18 protein-coding genes are annotated in these 17,709 nt (G+C 57.5%); 10 read left to right on the top strand and 8 right to left on the bottom strand.

Translation table 11 applies throughout. The features are described 5' to 3' along the window. Positions 1-53: 53 nt before the first annotated feature. A complete protein-coding gene (locus ACKTS9_RS06760; protein ID WP_407879765.1) occupies positions 54-926 on the top strand; it encodes a DMT family transporter in 873 nt (290 codons plus the stop codon). Positions 927-973: 47 nt separating this feature from the next. Here the strand turns inward: ACKTS9_RS06760 and ACKTS9_RS06755 are convergent, their stop codons facing one another. After that, a complete protein-coding gene (locus tag ACKTS9_RS06755) occupies positions 974-2,281 on the bottom strand; it encodes a hypothetical protein (RefSeq protein ID WP_349215489.1) in 1,308 nt (435 codons plus the stop codon). 204 nt (positions 2,282-2,485) lie between these two features. Between ACKTS9_RS06755 and ACKTS9_RS06750 the strand changes: the two genes are divergently transcribed. From ACKTS9_RS06750 to ACKTS9_RS06735, 4 genes are all read left to right on the top strand, one after another. Beyond that, positions 2,486-3,259, top strand: a complete 774-nt coding sequence (locus tag ACKTS9_RS06750) for a ZIP family metal transporter (protein WP_349215488.1) — start codon at positions 2,486-2,488, stop codon at positions 3,257-3,259. Between the two features lie 71 nt (positions 3,260-3,330). Continuing rightward, positions 3,331-4,005 carry a response regulator transcription factor gene (locus ACKTS9_RS06745; protein WP_349215486.1) on the top strand — a complete coding sequence of 225 codons (675 nt, stop codon included), beginning with the start codon at positions 3,331-3,333 and terminating at the stop codon, positions 4,003-4,005. After that, the gene (locus ACKTS9_RS06740) at positions 4,002-5,363 is read left to right on the top strand and encodes a sensor histidine kinase (protein WP_349215485.1); all 1,362 of its coding nucleotides are present in this window, start codon (positions 4,002-4,004) and stop codon (positions 5,361-5,363) included. The genes ACKTS9_RS06745 and ACKTS9_RS06740 overlap by 4 nt, the downstream gene beginning before the upstream one ends. Positions 5,364-5,457: 94 nt before the next feature. Next, positions 5,458-6,090: a PepSY domain-containing protein gene (locus ACKTS9_RS06735; RefSeq protein ID WP_349215484.1), complete on the top strand. Its 633-nt coding sequence runs from the start codon at positions 5,458-5,460 to the stop codon at positions 6,088-6,090. 58 nt (positions 6,091-6,148) lie between these two features. On the opposite strand, the gene ACKTS9_RS06730 is transcribed toward ACKTS9_RS06735, so the two are convergent. Next, positions 6,149-6,874: a YwaF family protein gene (locus ACKTS9_RS06730; RefSeq protein ID WP_349215483.1), complete on the bottom strand. Its 726-nt coding sequence runs from the start codon at positions 6,872-6,874 to the stop codon at positions 6,149-6,151. Positions 6,875-6,960: 86 nt separating this feature from the next. Continuing rightward, entirely contained in the window at positions 6,961-7,575 is a 615-nt protein-coding gene (locus tag ACKTS9_RS06725; protein WP_349215482.1) for a TetR/AcrR family transcriptional regulator, read from the bottom strand. A 118-nt stretch (positions 7,576-7,693) separates the two neighbouring features. Between ACKTS9_RS06725 and ACKTS9_RS06720 the strand changes: the two genes are divergently transcribed. Both ACKTS9_RS06720 and ACKTS9_RS06715 read left to right on the top strand, forming a co-directional pair. Next, positions 7,694-8,584, top strand: coding sequence for a DegV family protein (locus ACKTS9_RS06720; protein WP_407879760.1), 891 nt, complete (start codon positions 7,694-7,696; stop codon positions 8,582-8,584). Positions 8,585-8,930: 346 nt separating this feature from the next. Further along, positions 8,931-9,419 (top strand): hypothetical protein, encoded by a 489-nt coding sequence (locus tag ACKTS9_RS06715; RefSeq protein WP_407879758.1) that lies wholly within the window; start codon positions 8,931-8,933, stop codon positions 9,417-9,419. Positions 9,420-9,498: 79 nt separating this feature from the next. Here ACKTS9_RS06715 and ACKTS9_RS06710 read toward each other — a convergent pair whose 3' ends face one another. From ACKTS9_RS06710 to ACKTS9_RS06690, 5 genes are all read right to left on the bottom strand, one after another. After that, complete coding sequence (locus ACKTS9_RS06710) at positions 9,499-10,386, bottom strand: diacylglycerol/lipid kinase family protein (protein WP_407879756.1); 888 nt, start codon at positions 10,384-10,386, stop codon at positions 9,499-9,501. Continuing rightward, on the bottom strand, positions 10,383-10,853 hold the full coding sequence (locus ACKTS9_RS06705; RefSeq protein WP_349215476.1) for a GNAT family N-acetyltransferase: 471 nt from the start codon (positions 10,851-10,853) through the stop codon (positions 10,383-10,385). The genes ACKTS9_RS06710 and ACKTS9_RS06705 overlap by 4 nt, the downstream gene beginning before the upstream one ends. Before the next feature lie 24 nt (positions 10,854-10,877). Beyond that, on the bottom strand, positions 10,878-12,899 hold the full coding sequence (gene recG / locus ACKTS9_RS06700) for an ATP-dependent DNA helicase RecG (protein WP_349215475.1): 2,022 nt from the start codon (positions 12,897-12,899) through the stop codon (positions 10,878-10,880). 73 nt (positions 12,900-12,972) lie between these two features. Continuing rightward, the gene (locus ACKTS9_RS06695) at positions 12,973-14,670 is read right to left on the bottom strand and encodes a DAK2 domain-containing protein (RefSeq protein ID WP_349215473.1); all 1,698 of its coding nucleotides are present in this window, start codon (positions 14,668-14,670) and stop codon (positions 12,973-12,975) included. 58 nt (positions 14,671-14,728) lie between these two features. Continuing rightward, the gene (locus ACKTS9_RS06690) at positions 14,729-15,076 is read right to left on the bottom strand and encodes an Asp23/Gls24 family envelope stress response protein (RefSeq protein ID WP_349215472.1); all 348 of its coding nucleotides are present in this window, start codon (positions 15,074-15,076) and stop codon (positions 14,729-14,731) included. Between the two features lie 305 nt (positions 15,077-15,381). On the opposite strand from ACKTS9_RS06690, the gene speB reads away from it, so the two are divergent. From speB to ACKTS9_RS06675, 3 genes are all read left to right on the top strand, one after another. Further along, complete coding sequence (gene speB / locus ACKTS9_RS06685; RefSeq protein ID WP_349215471.1) at positions 15,382-16,302, top strand: agmatinase; 921 nt, start codon at positions 15,382-15,384, stop codon at positions 16,300-16,302. Between the two features lie 112 nt (positions 16,303-16,414). Further along, positions 16,415-17,455, top strand: coding sequence for an LCP family protein (locus tag ACKTS9_RS06680; RefSeq protein ID WP_407879752.1), 1,041 nt, complete (start codon positions 16,415-16,417; stop codon positions 17,453-17,455). Beyond that, positions 17,452-17,625, top strand: coding sequence for a DUF6472 family protein (locus ACKTS9_RS06675; protein WP_349215468.1), 174 nt, complete (start codon positions 17,452-17,454; stop codon positions 17,623-17,625). The genes ACKTS9_RS06680 and ACKTS9_RS06675 overlap by 4 nt, the downstream gene beginning before the upstream one ends. Positions 17,626-17,709: the final 84 nt, after the last annotated feature.

The raw sequence follows: 17,709 nt of genomic DNA, 5'->3' as shown, positions 1-17,709 counted from the left end.
AAAAAGGCTGTCGCCCGGGGGCGGCGCAAGTGTGAAGATGGGAAGTGTTGAATTTGAACCGCAAAAAATGGAAGGGAAATTTGCTGCTTTTGCTCACCGCGCTGATCTGGGGCGCCGCCTTTGTGGCCCAAAGCGCAGGCATGGAGCAAAACGGACCGTTTACCTTCAACACCATTCGAATGATTTTGGGCGGAATTGTGCTGATTCCCTGCATTGCGCTGTTTGACAAAATGCGTCATGTGCGCCTGGGCTGGCGCAGCGCGGATAAAAACCTTTGGGTGGGCGGATGCCTGTGCGGTGTTGCACTGTTTACAGGGGCCACACTGCAGCAGTTCGGCATTCAGTATACCAGCGCGGGCAAAGCGGGCTTCATCACGGCGTTGTATGTTATTTTCGTGCCGTTGTGCCGTCTGTTTGCCGGCAAGCGCCCGGGCAAACTGCTGTGGGGCAGTGTGGCGCTGGCGGCTGTGGGCATGTACCTTCTGTGCATGGACGGAAGTTTGGCCCTTTCCAAAGGCGATGTTCTGGTGCTGCTGGGCGCGTTCGGCTTTACGGCCCACATTCTGATCATTGACCATTTTTCGCAAAAAGTGGACGGCGTGCGCATGTCCTGCATCCAGTTCTTTGTGGCGGGTGCCCTGTCTCTGGTGTGCATGTTCCTGTTTGAGGCACCGTCCGTTCCGGCGATTCTCAGCGCCTGGGCGCCCATTCTGTATGCGAGCCTTTTGTCCTGCGGCGTGGCCTATACGCTGCAGGTGGTGGCGCAAAAAGACACCGACCCTACAGTGGCTTCGCTGATCCTGTGTCTGGAATCGGTGTTCGCCGTGCTGTTCGGCTGGCTGCTTCTGGGCGAGACGCTTTCCATGAAGGAGCTGCTGGGCTGCATTTTGATGTTCGTAGCCATTGTGCTGGCACAGTTTGCATAAGAAAAAAGAAGCCCTTGTAACAAGGGCTTCTTTTTTTATGCGAATTTTCAGAGTGTGAGACCGGCCGTCACCATTTGTCCCCGGTCGGTGATCAGGTAGAACGTGAGCCGGGTGCCGGCAGGCATGTTGGTCGTGTCCAGCCACACATGTCCGGAAGAGGTCACGTGCGTATAGTAAAAACGCTTTTGCGCGGTGGTAGCATAGGCGTGTTCGTCCCGGATGGTGTAGCATACCGTGGCCGTGCAGCGGCCGTCCCGCATGCACAGGTCTGTGGGAAGGCTGTGGCGTTCCCCGCGAAAGTACAGCGCATATTCACCGGGGATCTGGGTGGGACGCAGTTCCCCCGCATAACGGGCAGGGGCGCACACCACGCCATTGTCGGGCCGCCCGTGGGACAAAAGGGCAATGCCGCTCCACAGCTGTTCCAGCTGCGCAAGAGGCCAGCGCTGTTCCGTGGCGGCGTCCTCCGATGCGGTGGGGTCGTTGACGAATACGAACTCGCAGCCGTCGGCGTCGGTCTCAAAGCCGCGCACCACCACCGAGCGATACTGCTCTTCACCCTCCGAGGAATGCAGGCGAACCGCGCACAGACAACCGTTCTTGATTTCTTTTTTCAGGCCGGCACAGTCAGTGTATACCACATAGCTTTCCAGACCGTAGCAGCCCAGAAATGCGGCGGCAAAGCCCGGGTTGGAGCAGTTCTCCGAAGTGCTGTCATAGCAGGCATACATCGCTTCTTCCGGCAGAACATCAGCGCCCCAGCGGTTGGCCAGCATGGTCAGCGTGCAGGGGTCTGCCAAAAGAGCGTGCAGGCGGGAATCCCGTGTGTAAAGCGAGTAGGCCGGTGCGGGCAGAATGCGGTGCTGCACCGGGTCACCGCCTTCCCGGGAACTTTTGCGGGAATGAATGGAGGCGGCCAGCAGCGAAACGGAAGGTGCTGCCGCGTTCGGCTGAGCAGTCAGCTCCAGCCGCAGCTGAAACTGGTCGGCGCCGCCCGGCACGTCCACATTCAAAATACCGTCCCGCATGGAAAGGCCCTTTTCGCTTTGCTGGGGTGCGCTGGCGCGGGCGGAGAAAACGCTCCACTTTCCGCAGGAGAACCAGTGGCTCCACTGCTCGGCGGCCTGCACGCGCACAAATGCCTCCAGCGTGCATCCGTCCGGCACCACAGCGTTCCAGGACACAACCAGCTCGTCAAAAGCGACCGCCCGGTATTCCGGCGAGGTATAGCTTCCCCGCACGGTTTCTCCCTGTTCGCAGATCAGTGCAAGGCGTCCGTCCTTCCACTCCATGCGTTGAAAACTGCCGGCGGAAAACTGCGCTTCTTCCTTCAGGACCAAGATTTGCTCGACCATAATGCTCCCACTCAAACTGAATTGAACTCGTTTTTTCACCAAATTTACACAATATTCAATATATTAGCGCACCAAAACGGGATTGTCAAGATTGATTTTCAGGAACCTTTTCCGCGCCGGATGCATAGCGTGACAACAGGCCCCGTGCGCCCGCAGGGCGTGGGGAGCGAATCTGCGTTTCAGCGCAAAAAAGGGGGAAAGAATATGGGACCGGTACAGATGGCGGCGCTGGGAACAGGCTTCACCTGTCTGATGACGGCAGCGGGAGCCGCCGTGGTGTTTTTCTTCAAAAAAGAAATCGCACCGGTGTTCCAGCGCGTGTTTTTGGGCTTTGCCGCAGGGGTGATGACCGCGGCTTCGGTGTGGAGTTTGCTTCTGCCGGCCATTGACCGGGCCGTGGAACAGGGCCAGTCAGGCTGGGTACAGGCTGCAGGCGGCTTTTTGCTGGGCGCTTTGTTTTTGGTGTCGCTGGACGCACTGCGCCCGCTGGTGGTGAGGCGCCAGCTGGAGAGCGGCCAGCGGCGCACGGCGCTTTTGGTGCTGGCCATTACGCTGCACAACATTCCCGAAGGCATGGCGGTGGGCCTTGCCTGCGCGCTGGCGGCTTCCTCGCAGGACGCGGGGCAGGCGGCGGGGGCGGCCGCTCTGGCACTGGGAATCGGCCTGCAGAATTTCCCAGAGGGAGCCGCAATCGCTCTTCCGCTGCGCAGAGAGGGGGCGTCCCGGCTGAAAAGTTTTGCGGGCGGGGCCCTGTCGGGAGCAGTGGAGCCTTTGGGCGGCATTCTGGCGGTGCTGGCGGCGGGCTGGGTGGAGCCCTTGATGCCCTGGCTTTTGAGTTTTGCCGCAGGCGCCATGGTGTATGTGGTGGCCCAGGAGCTGATCCCCGAGGCACGGCGGGACGAGACGTCCCGCGCGGGGACATGGGGCGTTCTGCTGGGCTTTGTCATCATGATGGTCATGGATGTGGCGCTGGGGTGAATGCGTCTGTCGCACGGTGTGGTTTCATGGTATAATAACCTCAAAACCTATGCGACGGAGGAGGAAATGCCATGCGCATCTTAGTGGTGGAAGACGAGCCGGAACTGAACCGGTTGCTGACGAAGCGGTTGAAGTCGGCGGGATACAGTGTGGACAGCTGTGTGGACGGCCGCGACGCGCTGGATCATCTGCCGGGCGCAGAGTACGACGCGCTGGTGCTGGACATTATGCTGCCGGGCATCAGCGGCCTGGAGGTTTTGCGCCGGATGCGCAGCGCTTCCAACACCACCCCGGTGTTGCTGCTGACCGCGCGGGACAGCATTGAGGACCGGGTCATTGGTCTGGATGCCGGTGCGGATGATTATCTGGTGAAGCCCTTTGCCTTTGATGAACTGCTGGCGCGGCTGCGCGTTCTGCTGCGCCGCAAAAGCGGCGCGGTCAGCGACGTGATCACGATTGCGGACCTGGTGGTGGACTGCGCAGGCCGCACCGTGGAGCGGGCGGGCCGGCCCGTGACACTTTCCAGCAAGGAGTTTGCCGTGCTGGAATATCTGGCGCGCAACAGCGGCGTGGTGCTTTCCCGGGAAAAGATCAGCCGCCATATCTGGAATTATGATTATGAGGGAGGCTCCAACGTGGTGGATGTGTATATCCGGTATCTTCGCAAGAAACTGGACGAGGGCTTTGAGCCCAAGCTGATCCACACCGTGCGGGGTGCAGGCTATGTACTGCGGGTGGACGCATGAAGCGGATGACCATTCGGCTGAAGGTGACCCTCTGGTTTACCTTATTTATGGGGATGCTTGCAGGCGTGGCGCTGTGGCTTCTGTTCTACGCGGGCGGCGAGTCCGCCCGGCTGGCCACCCGGGACCGCATGGTCACGCTGGTGGAGGAAAGCCGTTCTGCCATGGAAGCGGTTGACGGCGGGCTGGAGATCCGCGAAGAGCTGCAGTATTTCCAGGACGGTGTCTATCTGTCCGTCTATACTGCGGCGGGGGAACCGCTGTACGGTGCTGTTCCGGGGCAGTTCGACAACACGTCCGCTTTTTCAGACCGGCGGATGCGTGCTGTGGGCACCATGCAGAATAACTGGTATGTGTACGACGCCCGGCACGAGATCGACGGATACGGCGTTGTGTGGGTGCGGGGCGTGTCCTCGGCAGATGACGTCAATTCCACGCTGCGCGCCATGCTGCGTCTGGCGCTGGTGGTTTTCCCGTTCTTTGTGGTATTGGCGGCGGTGGGCGGATATCTGATCGCGCGAAACGCCTTCCGGCCGGTGCGGCGCATTGCGCAGACCGCCCGGGAGATCAGCGAAGGAAACGATTTGTCCCGGCGCATTGCCCTGGGCGAGGGGCGGGATGAAATCTATGCGCTTGCGGCCGAGTTTGACCGGATGTTCCAGCGGCTGCAGGCGGCTTTTGAAGCGGAAAAGCAGTTTGCATCCGACGCATCGCACGAACTGCGCACGCCCACGGCCATTGTGATTTCCCAGTGCGAAGATGCGCTGGAAAACGCCGAAACGCTGGACGAGGCACGCGCCGCCCTGCGCAGCGTGCTGGATCAGGCGGAAAAAATGGCGGCGCTGATCGCACAGCTGCTGATGTTGGCCCGCACAGCCGGCGGCAGTCAGAAACTGCACTGGGAACAGGTGGACCTGAGCGAGCTGGCGGAGCTGGTGGCCGAACAGATGGAAGAGACGGCGGACGCCCGCCACATTTCCGTGGAAACTTCCGTTCAGCCGGGTTTGGTGGTGCAGGGGGACGAGACCCTGCTGATGCGCCTGCTGATCAATCTGCTGGAGAACGGCATCAAATACGGGCGGGAAGGCGGCTGGCTGCGCCTGACGCTGACCGGCGATGAGGACACCGTGACCGGCGTGGTGGAGGATAATGGCATCGGCATTGCACCCGAGCACCTGGACAAGATCTGGAACAGATTCTGGCAGGCTGACCCGGCCCGCAGTACGCAGGGCGCGGGCTTGGGCCTGTCCATGGTCAAGTGGATCGCCGAAGCCCACGGCGGCAGCGTGTGTGTCCGCAGTGAACCGGGGCAGGGAACGGCATTTACGTTCACACTTTCCCGGTCGCCGCAAAAAAATTAAAAAAGAGCAAAACTTTAATGAGCCTTTAATCTTGACCGGCTATACTAATGCCAGAAACAAAAAACACCCTCTCACAGAAAGGATGAATGACCATATGAAAAAGACAAAAATCGGACTGGTGGCATTGGTATTGGCGGGCGCGCTTCTGGCGGGTTGTGCGGGTTCGACCACGGCTTCCTCGGAATCTGCGGTGGCGCCGGCCGCTTCTCCGTCGGGGACGGTAACGCCCCGCACGGATACACAGAGCACCGCGACTTCCACCGCGGCCTCCGGCAGCATCAGTGAAGAAGAGGCCAAGAAAATCGCTTTGGAGCATGCGGGCCTGACAGAGGCGGACGTGACCTTTGTGCACGTGAAGCTGGACCGGGACGACGGCCGCCTGGAGTACGAAGTGGAGTTCTACAAAGACAGCACGGAATACGACTACGACATTGACGCCAACACCGGGGAGATCCTGTCCTTTGATCAGGATGCGGAATATTATACCCCGGGTCAGGCTCAGTCCGGCGCGCAGTCCGGTCAGATCACCCAGGACGAGGCACTGGCGGCAGCCTTGGCGCACGCGGGCCTTGCACAGACGGACATTTCCCGCCTGAAAGTGGAACTGGACTATGATGACGGACGTTCTGTGTATGAGCTGGAATGGGACGTGGACCGCACGGAATACTCGTATGAAGTAGACGCATCCACCGGAGAGATTCTCAGCTATGAGAAAGAACTGGATTAAATAACGATGCAAAAGCCCCTGCCCGAATTCGGGCAGGGGCTTTTTTGAAAAAAGAAACTCAGGCGGCACGCTTTCTCCGCGCGGCCTCCAAAGGAAGATACATGACGGCCCACACCAGCGCGATCAAAACGGGAAGCGCCAGCAGGTAGCCGGGATTTCCCAGAATACTTTCCGCCCAGGCCAGCGGATTTCCGGACCCGCCGTTGTTCAGAAACATAAAATTGGTACAAAGTTTTTTGTTTAAAACAAAAATCACGCATACAATGGCCAGCGAGGGGAATATCGCCGGCTTGAGGCGGGAAAAATGAGGGCGGTATCCGCCGCACAACAGTAAAATGGGGTACAGTGCCAGCAGAATGTGGGCCGAGAAGCTGTGAATGCACATCAGGTTCCAGGCGGGCAGCGAAGACCAGGACGGGAACAGAAGCGCGGCCAGCGCTCCCGGCAGACACAGCGCATACAGAAACTCGCTTTTTACGTCATCGGGCCGCACAATATGAGCAAGAATCACAAAGATGTTGATGCTGCACAGATGAAATGGTAAAAACGCCCATTCAAACCGGCCCGTGGCAAGTGTGGAAAGGTCTTTTGCCAGTTCGTCACAAATCAGCAGGATCCCGATCAGAATCCGCAGCCGGCGGCGCGCGGTTTCATCTGCGCCGCGGTACCAGCGCCCCGCGAGAAAGAAAAGAATCGCCGCCGCAGCCAGCCAGCAAAGGTGCGTTGCAGAGAACAGAGAAAATCCGTTTCCGGGTGCAATGGTACTGGAGGTCTCCCAAAACATAAGAAACCAGCCTCCTGTCACAACAGTTTCGAATTATTCTTATTATACCATTCCCCGCGGCGCGGAACAGATTTGTGAAAAAACTTTTACAATTTGCCCGCCTGTTTCTCCGCCTGAAAGATGCCCTCAAAAAAGCGGTAATCCTGCTCCAGCTTTTCAAGAAGCGAATAACTTCCCCGGTTGATGGTCCAGTCCACCACAACGCCCCGGAAATGGCGGAATAAAAACTGAGCGATCCATTCCGGCGTCTGGATGGGCAGCAGTTTGTGCTCACATTCTGCGTCTGTCAGACATTTCAGCAGCGCGCGCAGAGTAAACCGGCGCGAGTCCATGGACTGAAAAGACGGCGCCCCCATTCGCTGCTGGTAATAACGGGCGACCAGTTCCCATCCAAGGTCTTCCATAAAGGAAGCATAATTCCACAAAATCAGCCGAAGCCGTTGTTCCGGTGGGTCGTTCTCGTGGCCGCGCAGCGCGTTTTCCATGCAGGCATCCAGCGAGGCAAACCCGCGGCTCAGCAATTCGTCCTTGGAGCGGAAATGATGGTAAAATGCCCCGGTGGTAATGCCCGCCTTTTTGCAGATATCCCGCACCGAAACCTTGTCAAAGGTTTGTTCGCGGGAAAGCTCCATCGCTGCCCGCAGGATGGCCTGTTCTGTTTCATGCGCCTGAAGCCGGCGGCGTTCCGTGTATTCGTTCATGAAAATTCCCCTTTCGCTTATTGACAGTAACGCGGGAAAATTTTATAATAACAATCACATAACAATGTTATGTGATATGGAATGGTTTGATATATTATAGTAAGGTAAGGTGGTTTGTTTGTCAACTGAAAAAGCACGTTTCGCCCACAATCCGGAAAAAATCGCACTTTTGACGGATTCGTGTGCGGATTTAAGTGAAAAACAGCGAAAAGGCAAACCCATCTTTGTGGTGCCGCTGAAGATCCGCTGCGAAGACGGAGAATTTTCCGACGGCGTAGACATTTTCGCCCAGGATATTTACCGCCGTCAGTGCGCAGGCGAGATGCCCCGCACTTCGCTGCCCGACGGGGGTGAAGTGGATGCGGTGCTGGACCAGATCGCGGCGCGGGGGTATGAAAAAGTGCTGGCAGTTCATCTGTCGGGGGGACTTTCGGGGACTTATAACCTGATCCGCCTGCACGCCCAGGAGCGGACGGATTTGGAAGTGCGCGTGTTTGATTCGCAAAGCGGCAGCCTGGGCATCGGCAGCACGCTGCTGCAGGCTTGGGAAGACATTCAGGGCGGCATGAGCTGGCAGGAGCTGGCGGACCGCCGTGTGCCGCGTCTTCTAGAGAACACGATCCCCTTCTTTTCGGTGGATACGCTGGAGTATCTGCAGAAAGGCGGCCGCATCGGTAAGATCACTGCGGTGGCCGGTACGATGCTGAACATCAAGCCCATCATCGGCTTCTCTTCGGACGGTCAGCTTTCCAGCGTGGCCAAAGTGCGCGGCCGCAAAGCAGTGCAGCCGAAATTGGTGGAAATGCTGCAGCGGCATGCGGGCGTCCATACCCGTTACAACCTGGCGGTGGCCAACGGCGGAGTCCCGCAGGAGATGGCGGAACTGGCCAAAAAGGTGAAGGCTGCTTTCCCCCGGCCCGAACATTTCTGGGAAGGGGAAATCGACGCCACGCTCAGCAGCTACATTGGCGCGGGCGTGCTGGGAGCCTGCATTCAGTTTTTGGATTGAGTGACTTTGTCACGGTGCATGGCGGGAAAAACAGATACAATCAAAGCATCGAATTCCACATGAGAATCAGGAAGCGAGGGCTTTGTATGAACGGTACTTTTTGGGATATTCTCGCACAGCTGCTCTGGGGCAGGCGCCAGCCGGTACCAGTTCCGGTGCGGGTGCGCCGTCGTTGAGAACGGTGTTCCCCCAGATAACAGAATTAAAACAAAACATCCTGCGCAGAAGACTCTGCGCGGGATGTTTTTCTTTCAGGATGGATTTCTGTTTCGCTTTATGCTAAACTTGTGCTCAAAGAATCCGGCTGCCGCAACGGACAGCAGGGAATCGGGGAGAGAAACATACAATGAAAACAAAAGTGGCTGCGCTGTTCGTCCTTCTTGTGCTGGTCCTGGCGGGGTGCGGAAAAGCAGAGCCGGAACAATTGCGCGTTTATTCTTTCAGCGGAGAGAATGAACAGTTTTCCATTTCCAACGGAGTGATCGTTTTAAGCAGCGAAGAAACAGTGTTTTACGGGGGAATTTTGACTCCCAAAGAACTCTTTCCGGCTGAGGTCACTTCCTGTTCCGCGACATTTTACTGGGGATCCGGTGGGGAAGAGCAGGTCCTTCTGTCCCATTCAGTGGTGGACCAGACGGGCGCTTGCGTCAATGTCGCCGGAGACCTGGGAAAAATATCCGGACCCGATGCGGTTTGGAAAACGGAGTTCGATCCTTTGGCTGAGCCGCTGTATTTTAAACTGGTTGCAACGGATAAAAGCGGAGAAGAATTTGTGTATCAGCTGCCGCTTTCAGTGACGGAGATTACATCGCAGGGCGCGTCATCTGCCGCTTGATGTCATGGGCACGGCAGCCCGGCGCCTTTTCAAACAAAATAAAAGGAAGGGCACGGTCCAAAAGCCGTGCCCTTCTTTTTTAATCATTCACAATCAGGCGGAAGGCATGGTGCATGTTGACGATTTCCACCTGTTCCATACCCGGTGCATACTCTCCGTCCAGCGTCCAGTCCGGCGCGCCGGGCGTGTGGAACATCACCCGATTGGTGCGGAAAAATTCCACCATGGGTGTGTCGTATCGCTGCTGATTCAGCTTCCACAAACAGTCGTTCAGCTCCAGCAGGTTGGCGGGCTGCTTCAGCAAAATCACCTCAAACTGCCCGTCGGAGAGATCCACCACGTTGGGGTCCAGCTTCAGCAGACCGCCCACGGAAGTGGAATTACACACCGCACCGAACAGATAATCCCCTTCCAGTGATGTCTCCGCGCTCGCCACACGGATGTGGCGGGGTTTCAGATCGCCGATGTCCCGAATGCCTTCCAGAATGTAGGCAAAATGCCCCAGAAGATTTTTCATGTGCTGCGGCGTGGCATAGGAGACCCGGGTAAAGGCCCCGAAAGAGGCAATGTATGAGAAATAACGGTCTCCGAACTTGCCCGCGTCCAGCAGCTGCACACGGCCGTCCATAATGTCCCGAGCGGCTTCAAGAATATCCCGGGAGAGATGAAGACTGCTGGCAAAATCGTTGGTGGAGCCGCAGGGAATGTAGCCCACAGGCGTTTGGCACCCGGCTGTGATCAGACCGGTCAGAACTTCGTTCAGCGTACCGTCGCCGCCCGCGCATACCACCAGGTCCACCTGTGAGCCGTAGGTTTGGGCCAGCCGTGTGGAATCGCCCGGTTTATGGGAAACGAAGGTCAGCGGTTCATAGCCCCGCTCGAAGAACAGTGCCAAAATGTCGGCCAGATATTGTTTTCCCTGTTGGGTACCCGCATAGGGGTTCATCAGCATCAGAAGTCGCTTCATAAAATTTGTTCCATCCCTGTTTTCTGGGGCTTCAGCCCGCATTTTTCATAAAAGGCCTGCGCGGATGTGTTACAGCTCCACACATTCAGCGTCACATTGTAGCATCCGCTGGCGCGGGCAAATGCCACCACGTGGTCGTACAGCGCGCGGCCAATGTGCCGGCCTCTGCATGCTCCGTCCACACACAGATCGTCAATATAAAGGGTTTTCACATCGGTCAGAATGTTGTCGCCCACATGCTGCTGAAAGATGCAGAAGGCGTATCCCAGCACCCGGCCGGTTTCGTCCGCTGCCACAAAGACGGGGCGTGTGTCGTCCAGAAAAATGGTTTCCAGCTGGGCGTGGGTGTATTTTCGGCCGCCCTGCTTGAACAGGTCGGGACGGCCTTCATGATGAAGTTGATTCACCTGGAACAGCAGACGGTCTACATCGGGAATGTCCGCTGCACAGGCTCTTCGAATTTCCATTATGACATGTCTCCTTTGTCAGATTCAGTTGAGGGCTGTCTGTTCCCGGAACAGCCCCTCGGCCAGTGCGCGCAGGCCGGCGTTTTCCGGTTGGCGCAGACCGGGGTCCGCGGCCACCAGATCAATGGCCTCCTGCTGGGCGGCGTACAGCGCCTTGGAGTCCGCCATCAAATCGGCAATGTGCAAACTGGGAAGACCGTGCTGCCGGCTGCCGAAAAAGTCGCCCGGGCCGCGCGTCTCCAGGTCGAACTTCGCAATGGCAAATCCATCGGTGGTGTGACACAAAAAAGAAAGACGCTTTTTCACTGCCTCGCCGGTGTGATCGCTGATAAGAATGCAGTACGCTTCTCCCTTGCCGCGCCCCACGCGCCCCCGCAGCTGGTGCAGGGCGGACAGACCGTAGCGTTCGGCGTTTTCAATGACGATCAGATTGGCGTTTGGCACGTCCACACCCACCTCGATCACAGTGGTGGAAACCAGCACGTCCAGTTCGCCGTCTTTGAACTGCTGCATCACGGCGTTTTTCTCCGCCGCCTTCAACCGGCCGTGCATCAGCCCTACCCGATAGCCTTCCAGAAGCGGACGGGCGGTCTCTTCATAATAGGAAGTCACCGACTGCATATCGGTCTCACTTTCGTCGATCACAGGGCATACAATATAGGCCTGGCGGCCGGCCGCCAGCTGTGCTTTCAGAAACCCATACATATCCGCGCGCTTTTTGCCGGTGATGGCATAGGTTTTGACGGGGGTCCTTCCGGGCGGCAGTTCGTCCAGAATGGAGATGTCCAGATCGCCGAACATCAGAAGCCCCAGCGTGCGGGGAATGGGGGTGGCACTCATGACCAGCAAATGCGGATGGTCGGCTTTTCCGGCCAGTGCTGAGCGCTGGCGAACCCCAAAGCGGTGCTGTTCGTCCGTTACGGCAAAGCCGAGCTTCCGGAACTCTACATCCGGCCCCAGCACTGCGTGGGTACCCACAACCAGATCGGCTTCGCCCTCTGCAATGGCTTTGCGCACTGCTTTTTTTGCGGCGCCCTTGACGCTGCCCGTCAACAAAGCCACTCGCACGCCCAGGGGCTCCAGCATCCGCCTCAAGGTTTCGGCATGCTGGGCCGCCAGAATTTCCGTGGGGGCCATCAATGCGCTTTGGTACCCGTTTTTCCACGCGGCGTAAATGCCGGCGGCAGCTACCAGCGTTTTGCCGCTGCCCACATCGCCCTGTAAAAGCCGGTTCATTGGAGAAAGTTTGTTGAAATCGGCCAGGATCTCCTGCGCGGCGCGTTTTTGAGCGCCTGTGGGAGAAAAGGGAAGCGACGCCCAGAAAGGCTGGAGGTCCACCGGTTTCATGGGGGCGCCGGTCAGGGTGGCGTCCCGGCTGCGCAAAAGCAGCAGCCCCAGCTGAAGCGCCAGCAGTTCTTCAAAGATCAGCCGCCGCCGTGCACTGGCAATTTCTGCGGTGCTGCGCGGAAAATGAATCATACGCACAGCGTCTGCCTTGGGGCACAGCCGGTATTTTTGCAGCATCCAGGCCGGAAGAGGCTCCGGAATGTCCGGTGCGGCGGCAAAGGCGGTCCGCATGCACTTGGCCAGGTAATTGCTGTTGATTCCTTCGGTCTGGGGATACACCGGCACCAGAGGCGTGGCACTGGCGGCTTCTGCGGTCAGCATTACAGGGTTGACCATCTCCCTCTGTGCGAATCCACCGCCCACTTTTCCGAAAAAGCAGTATTCTGTGCCGACTTCCAATTTTTGAGAAATATACGGATTGTTGAAATATACAAGAGATAAACCGGCGGTATCGTCTCCGGCCAGGATTTTGACCATTTGCTTGCCGCCCCGAATTCGGGTGAGGGCGCCCTTGCCGTATACGGTAGCACGGACGACACATTTTACGTCATAAGGCGCGCTGGCAACCGGGTATGGGCGGGAGTAGTCCACATAGTCCCTGGGATAAAAGCCCAGCAAATCGTCCACGGTGAAAATTCCCAGTTTGGCCAGCTGTGCGGCCCGTTTTTCGCCTACGCCCTTGAGATAACGGATGTCCATGCCGGCCCTCCCTTCGATTTACGAAAAAGCGCCGCCACTTTGGCGGCGCTTGGCAGTTTTGCAGAGCAGAGAATTACTCCACGCTGATGATGTAGTAATAAACGGGCTGACCACCCACCAGGTGCGTGACCTCGATGCCGGAGGGGCACTTGGCCTGAACCATCTGTGCGGTGCGCTCCGCGTCCTCTTCGCTGACATCGCAGCCGGAGATCACGGTCACAAAGCTGGTGTCTTTTTTGCACATGCTGCGGGCAAGGCGATAGGTGGTCTTGGTGATGTCGGTGCCGGTGGCGACCAGCTTTCCGTTTTCCAAAGCCAGGATCTCGCCCTTTTTGATCTTCTTGCCGTCAAAGTCCGAATCGCGCGCAGCGAACGTCACAAGGCCGGTGGCCACATGGTCGGCGGCCTGCATCATGTTCACATTGTTCTCGTCCGCGGACAGGGACGGGTCGAAGTTCAGCATGGCGGTGATGCCCTGGGGAATGGTGCGGGTGGGCAGCACTACGATGGCGCGGTCAGCAATCTTTTTGGCCTGCTCCGCCGCCATGATGATGTTTTTGTTGTTGGGAAGAACGAATACGGTTTTGGCGGGCACGCTCTGAACGGCGGCCACAATGTCTTCGGTGGCGGGGTTCATGGTCTGTCCGCCGGACACAACGGCATCCACACCCAGATCGGCGAAGATGGCCTTCAGTCCGTCGCCCGCGGCTACGGCCACAAAGCCGAAGTCACGGCTCTGGTCCACGGCGGCGTAAGAGAACTCATTGGCGGGAGAATCGGCTTCCGCCTGAGCCTGTTTGCGCAGGCCGGCACCCTGTTTCTGACGGGCCAGGAACTGCTCGTGCATGTTTTCGATTTTGAAGCTGGTCAAATAGCCGTACTGAAGCGCATGGCTGATGATCTTGCCCGGGTCCTGGGTGTGCACGTGGCAGTTGATGACTTCGTCATCCTCAATGACGACCACGCTGTCGCCGTTGGACTCCAGGAAGGCACGCAGCTTGTCGCTGGACGCATTTTCGTTTTTGTTTACCAGGAACTGGGTGCAGTAACCGTTCACGATGTCTTCCACCGTCATCAGATCATCGGTATACACGCCTTTGTCCGCGCCGTCCGTAGACAGCTTCGCCTTTTTGGCGGGAGCTTCTTCCAGCTGGATGAACTTGCCGTCCCGCATTACGCTGAGCATGCCCAGGAAAATGCACATCAGGCCCTGGCCGCCCGCGTCCACCACGCCGGCTTTTTTCAGCACGGGCAGCTGGTTGGGGGTGTTGTCCAGCGCCGTCTGCGCGGCGTTGCAGATCAGCTCCCACATCTGGGCGGCGGTCATGGCGGAAGCATCCGCCTTGGCGGCCTCTTCACTGGCCACACGGGCCACGGTCAGCATGGTGCCCTCGGTGGGCTTCATCACTGCCTTGTACGCGCCTTCCACGCCCTTTTGCAGAGCGGCGACCAAGTCGGCGGCGCTGGCGGTTTTCTTTTCTTTCAGAGCCTTGGAAAAGCCGCGGAACAACAGGCTGGAAATGACGCCCGAGTTGCCGCGCGCGCCGCGCAGCATGGCGCTGGCCACCACTTTGGATGCGGTTTCCACCGTGCAGTCGTCTGCCAGGCTTTCCAGTTCCGCCCGGGCGCTGCCGATGGTCATGCTCATGTTGGTTCCGGTATCACCGTCCGGAACGGGAAAAACGTTCAATTCGTCCACGCGAGCGCGCTGGTTGGCCAGGTTGTTCGCGCCGGAGAGAATGCTGTCTCTGAGAATTGCGCCAGTAATCATGCTATTTCACCTCAAAAAAATGTCGGCCTTTGCCGCAGATACCCCGCCCGGGCGAGGGTCAGACGATATCGTCCACGCACACGTCGATGCGGCGCACTTCCAGAGAAGTTGCGCTTTCCACGGCGTATTTTACTTTGTGGGTGATGCTGCGCACAATGGCAGCAATGTTCAACCCGTAGGTCACTTTGATATGCAGCTCGATCACAAGCTTGCCGTCTTCCTCGGTCACGCGCACACCCTTGTCGGGAAAATCGCTGCCCAGGAACAGTGTTTTGAAACTGTCGGATTTGCCGCCTGTGGCCATGCCGCAGACGCCGTAGCAGCTTTGCGCAGCTGCGCCGACAAGGCCCGCAAAGTATTCATTGGTCATACATACTTTGCCCAGGGGATTGTAGAACTTGATCAAAACCGCTCCACTCCTTTTCCATCCGGTTTCAACGCCCTTTTCAGGCGTAATTCATCCTATATTATACAATAAGAGGAGTCTTTTGTACAGCTGATTTTTTCTTTTCACCTTTTTTAAAAAGGTTGTGCGAAAACCGCTTGCACTGCTATACTATATTTATTCATCCGGGCGGCAGCGCAGGCCGGTGTGAAACAGGCGCAAGTTCGCCCTGATTGCATTTTGCGCGCTTTGAACATTCATTATTCCGGACACAGCAGAATGTGTTCCGGCAGGACCGGAAGAGGAAAGAAGAAAGGAAGAGCAATATGGCGAACAAACAATCACTGGCCGGTGACCCGGGCATTTGGGCCGGGCTCAATCATCCGGAACTTTCTGCACAACAGGCCGATGTGGTGGTATTTGGCGTTCCTTATGACGGCGGGGTCAGCTTCCGCGCCGGCGCGTGCGAGGCACCGGCGGCACTGCGCGGCATCACCTATACCATTTCGCCCACGACCGAAGATTTCCGCGACTTTTCTTCGCTGAAGGTCAAGGATCTGGGTGACTGCACCGGCAGCAGGGAAGAGATGTTCGCCCAGGCGCAGGCCATGGCTGCGCAGGCGGTCAAAGCGGGCCGCTTTTTTACAATGATCGGCGGCGACCATTCCACTACCATTCCGGTACACCGGGGAATCGACGAGGCGGTGGATACGGATTTCGGCATTCTTCATTTTGACGCGCACTTTGATTTGTGCGATGAAATGCATGGCGACAAGCTGTCTCATGGTTCCACCGAACGGCGGGCGGTGGAATTGTCCCATGTGCGGGACAGCGACCATCTGTGCTTTGTGGGAATCCGTTCCATTGAGTCCGATGAACTGGAATACTTCCGCACCCATAATATTCAGGTGGTGTCCGCAGCGGACGTGGATCACATGGGTGTTGCCGCGGCACTGGAGAAAATCGTGTCGTTTTTGGGGCGTTTTGAAAAAGTATACATCACGCTGGACATCGACTGTCTGGACCCGGCCTATGCTCCGGGCACGGGCACACCGCAGTTTGGCGGTCTCTCTGCCCGTCAGTTGCTGGATCTGCTGCGGGGCGTGTTTGAACACTTGAATGTGATCGGTATGGACGTGGTGGAGGTGGCTCCCAGCCTGGACCCTGCCCAGACGGCGCTGTTTGCCGCCCGCAAAATCGTGACGGAGTGCTGGGCGCATCACTATTTCAAAAACATTGCCCGTTGAAGAAGACGGTATTTTTTTCATACAAGTTTAACAAATCCGTGGTATAATAAAGCGTTATCCCGCTCAGGCGGGACGGTTTCAGAAAGCCTGATAGATCCGGAGGAAACTGAAAATGAAAAAGAAGCTTTCCAAGCGTGCGAAGATCGCATTGATCGTTCTTGCGTCCGCGCTGGCGCTGCTGCTTCTTGTGGTGGTGGCCGGTGTCATTTACATCAACAGCAAAATGAGTATGCTCTCCCGCCCCACATCGGGCAGCTACAGCATTCCGGAGGACGAGGAGCTGTCATTTGAGCATCTGGACCTGGACTATATTGATGTGATGGAGAACGGCGGAAACATCGCGCCGCCGGAGGGTGACGTCAACGTTCACGAGGATATTACCAATATTCTGCTCATCGGTTCGGACGAGCGGGAGGAGAACAAGTCGGACACCGGCCGTGCAGACAGCATGATGCTGCTGTCCATCAACAGCAAGGACAACACCTGGAAGCTGGCGTCTTTTGAACGCGGCGTGGGCGTGTCCATTCCCAACCATGGCGATGACTGGCTGACGCATACGTATGCATACGGCGGTCCCGAACTGCTGTTAAAAACGCTGCGCGATTATTATAAGGTGGATGTGAGCAAGTATGTGCGTGTGAACTTCACCGTATTTGAAGAGGGAATCACCGATATCGGCGGTGTAGTGGTGGACCTGAGCGAAGAAGAGGCTGCGTACATGAATGATATTGCCGGCGAGGACAAGTGGGAAGCCGGCGAGGCGCGCCTGGACGGTCCCACCGCGCTGGTGTACGCCCGCATCCGCCATTTGGACAGCGACTGGAAGCGTGTGGAGCGCCAACAGGAAGTGATTCAGGGTGCAGCCGACCAGATCGCGACCCTGAGTCCGGCCAAAATCAACCTGATCGCGGACAAGCTGCTGCCCATGATTGAGACCAACCTGACCAACGGCGAATTGTGGCAGCTTGCGTTCAAGATGCCGGCTCTGCTCACCAGTGACGCGGACCAGATCACCGTTCCCGACCAGGACTACTGCTGGGGCATCAACCTGCCTTCGGGCCGTTCGGTGATCGGCTGCGATTTTGAAGAGGAAGCTGCCCGCCTGGATGCCTTCCTGACAGGGGAAACCTACGTGAGGGAGTCTGAATCATGACCAGCTGCGAATGGTGCCTGAATTATGTGTGGGACGAGGAGTACGGCATGCGGGTGTGCTGTGTTCCTTTGGACGAAGACGAAATGTGTGACTGCCTGGGTGGCCGCACGCGCGAATGCCCGTTTTTTCAGATGGATGATGAATACAAAATCGTCCAAAAGCAGAACTGAACCGACGCCCTCTCAGCAACGGATGCAGGAGAGGGCGTTTGTTTTGCAATTTATTGAATAAATATTCATAATTTACTTGATTTT

Origin of the sequence: Owariibacterium komagatae, from assembly GCF_045865535.1 — a bacterium.
Classification (GTDB): Bacteria; Bacillota; Clostridia; order Oscillospirales; family Ruminococcaceae; genus Ruthenibacterium; species Ruthenibacterium komagatae.
The sequence above is the reverse complement of the archived record's forward strand: the minus strand, read 5'-3'. Positions and strand labels throughout refer to the sequence as shown.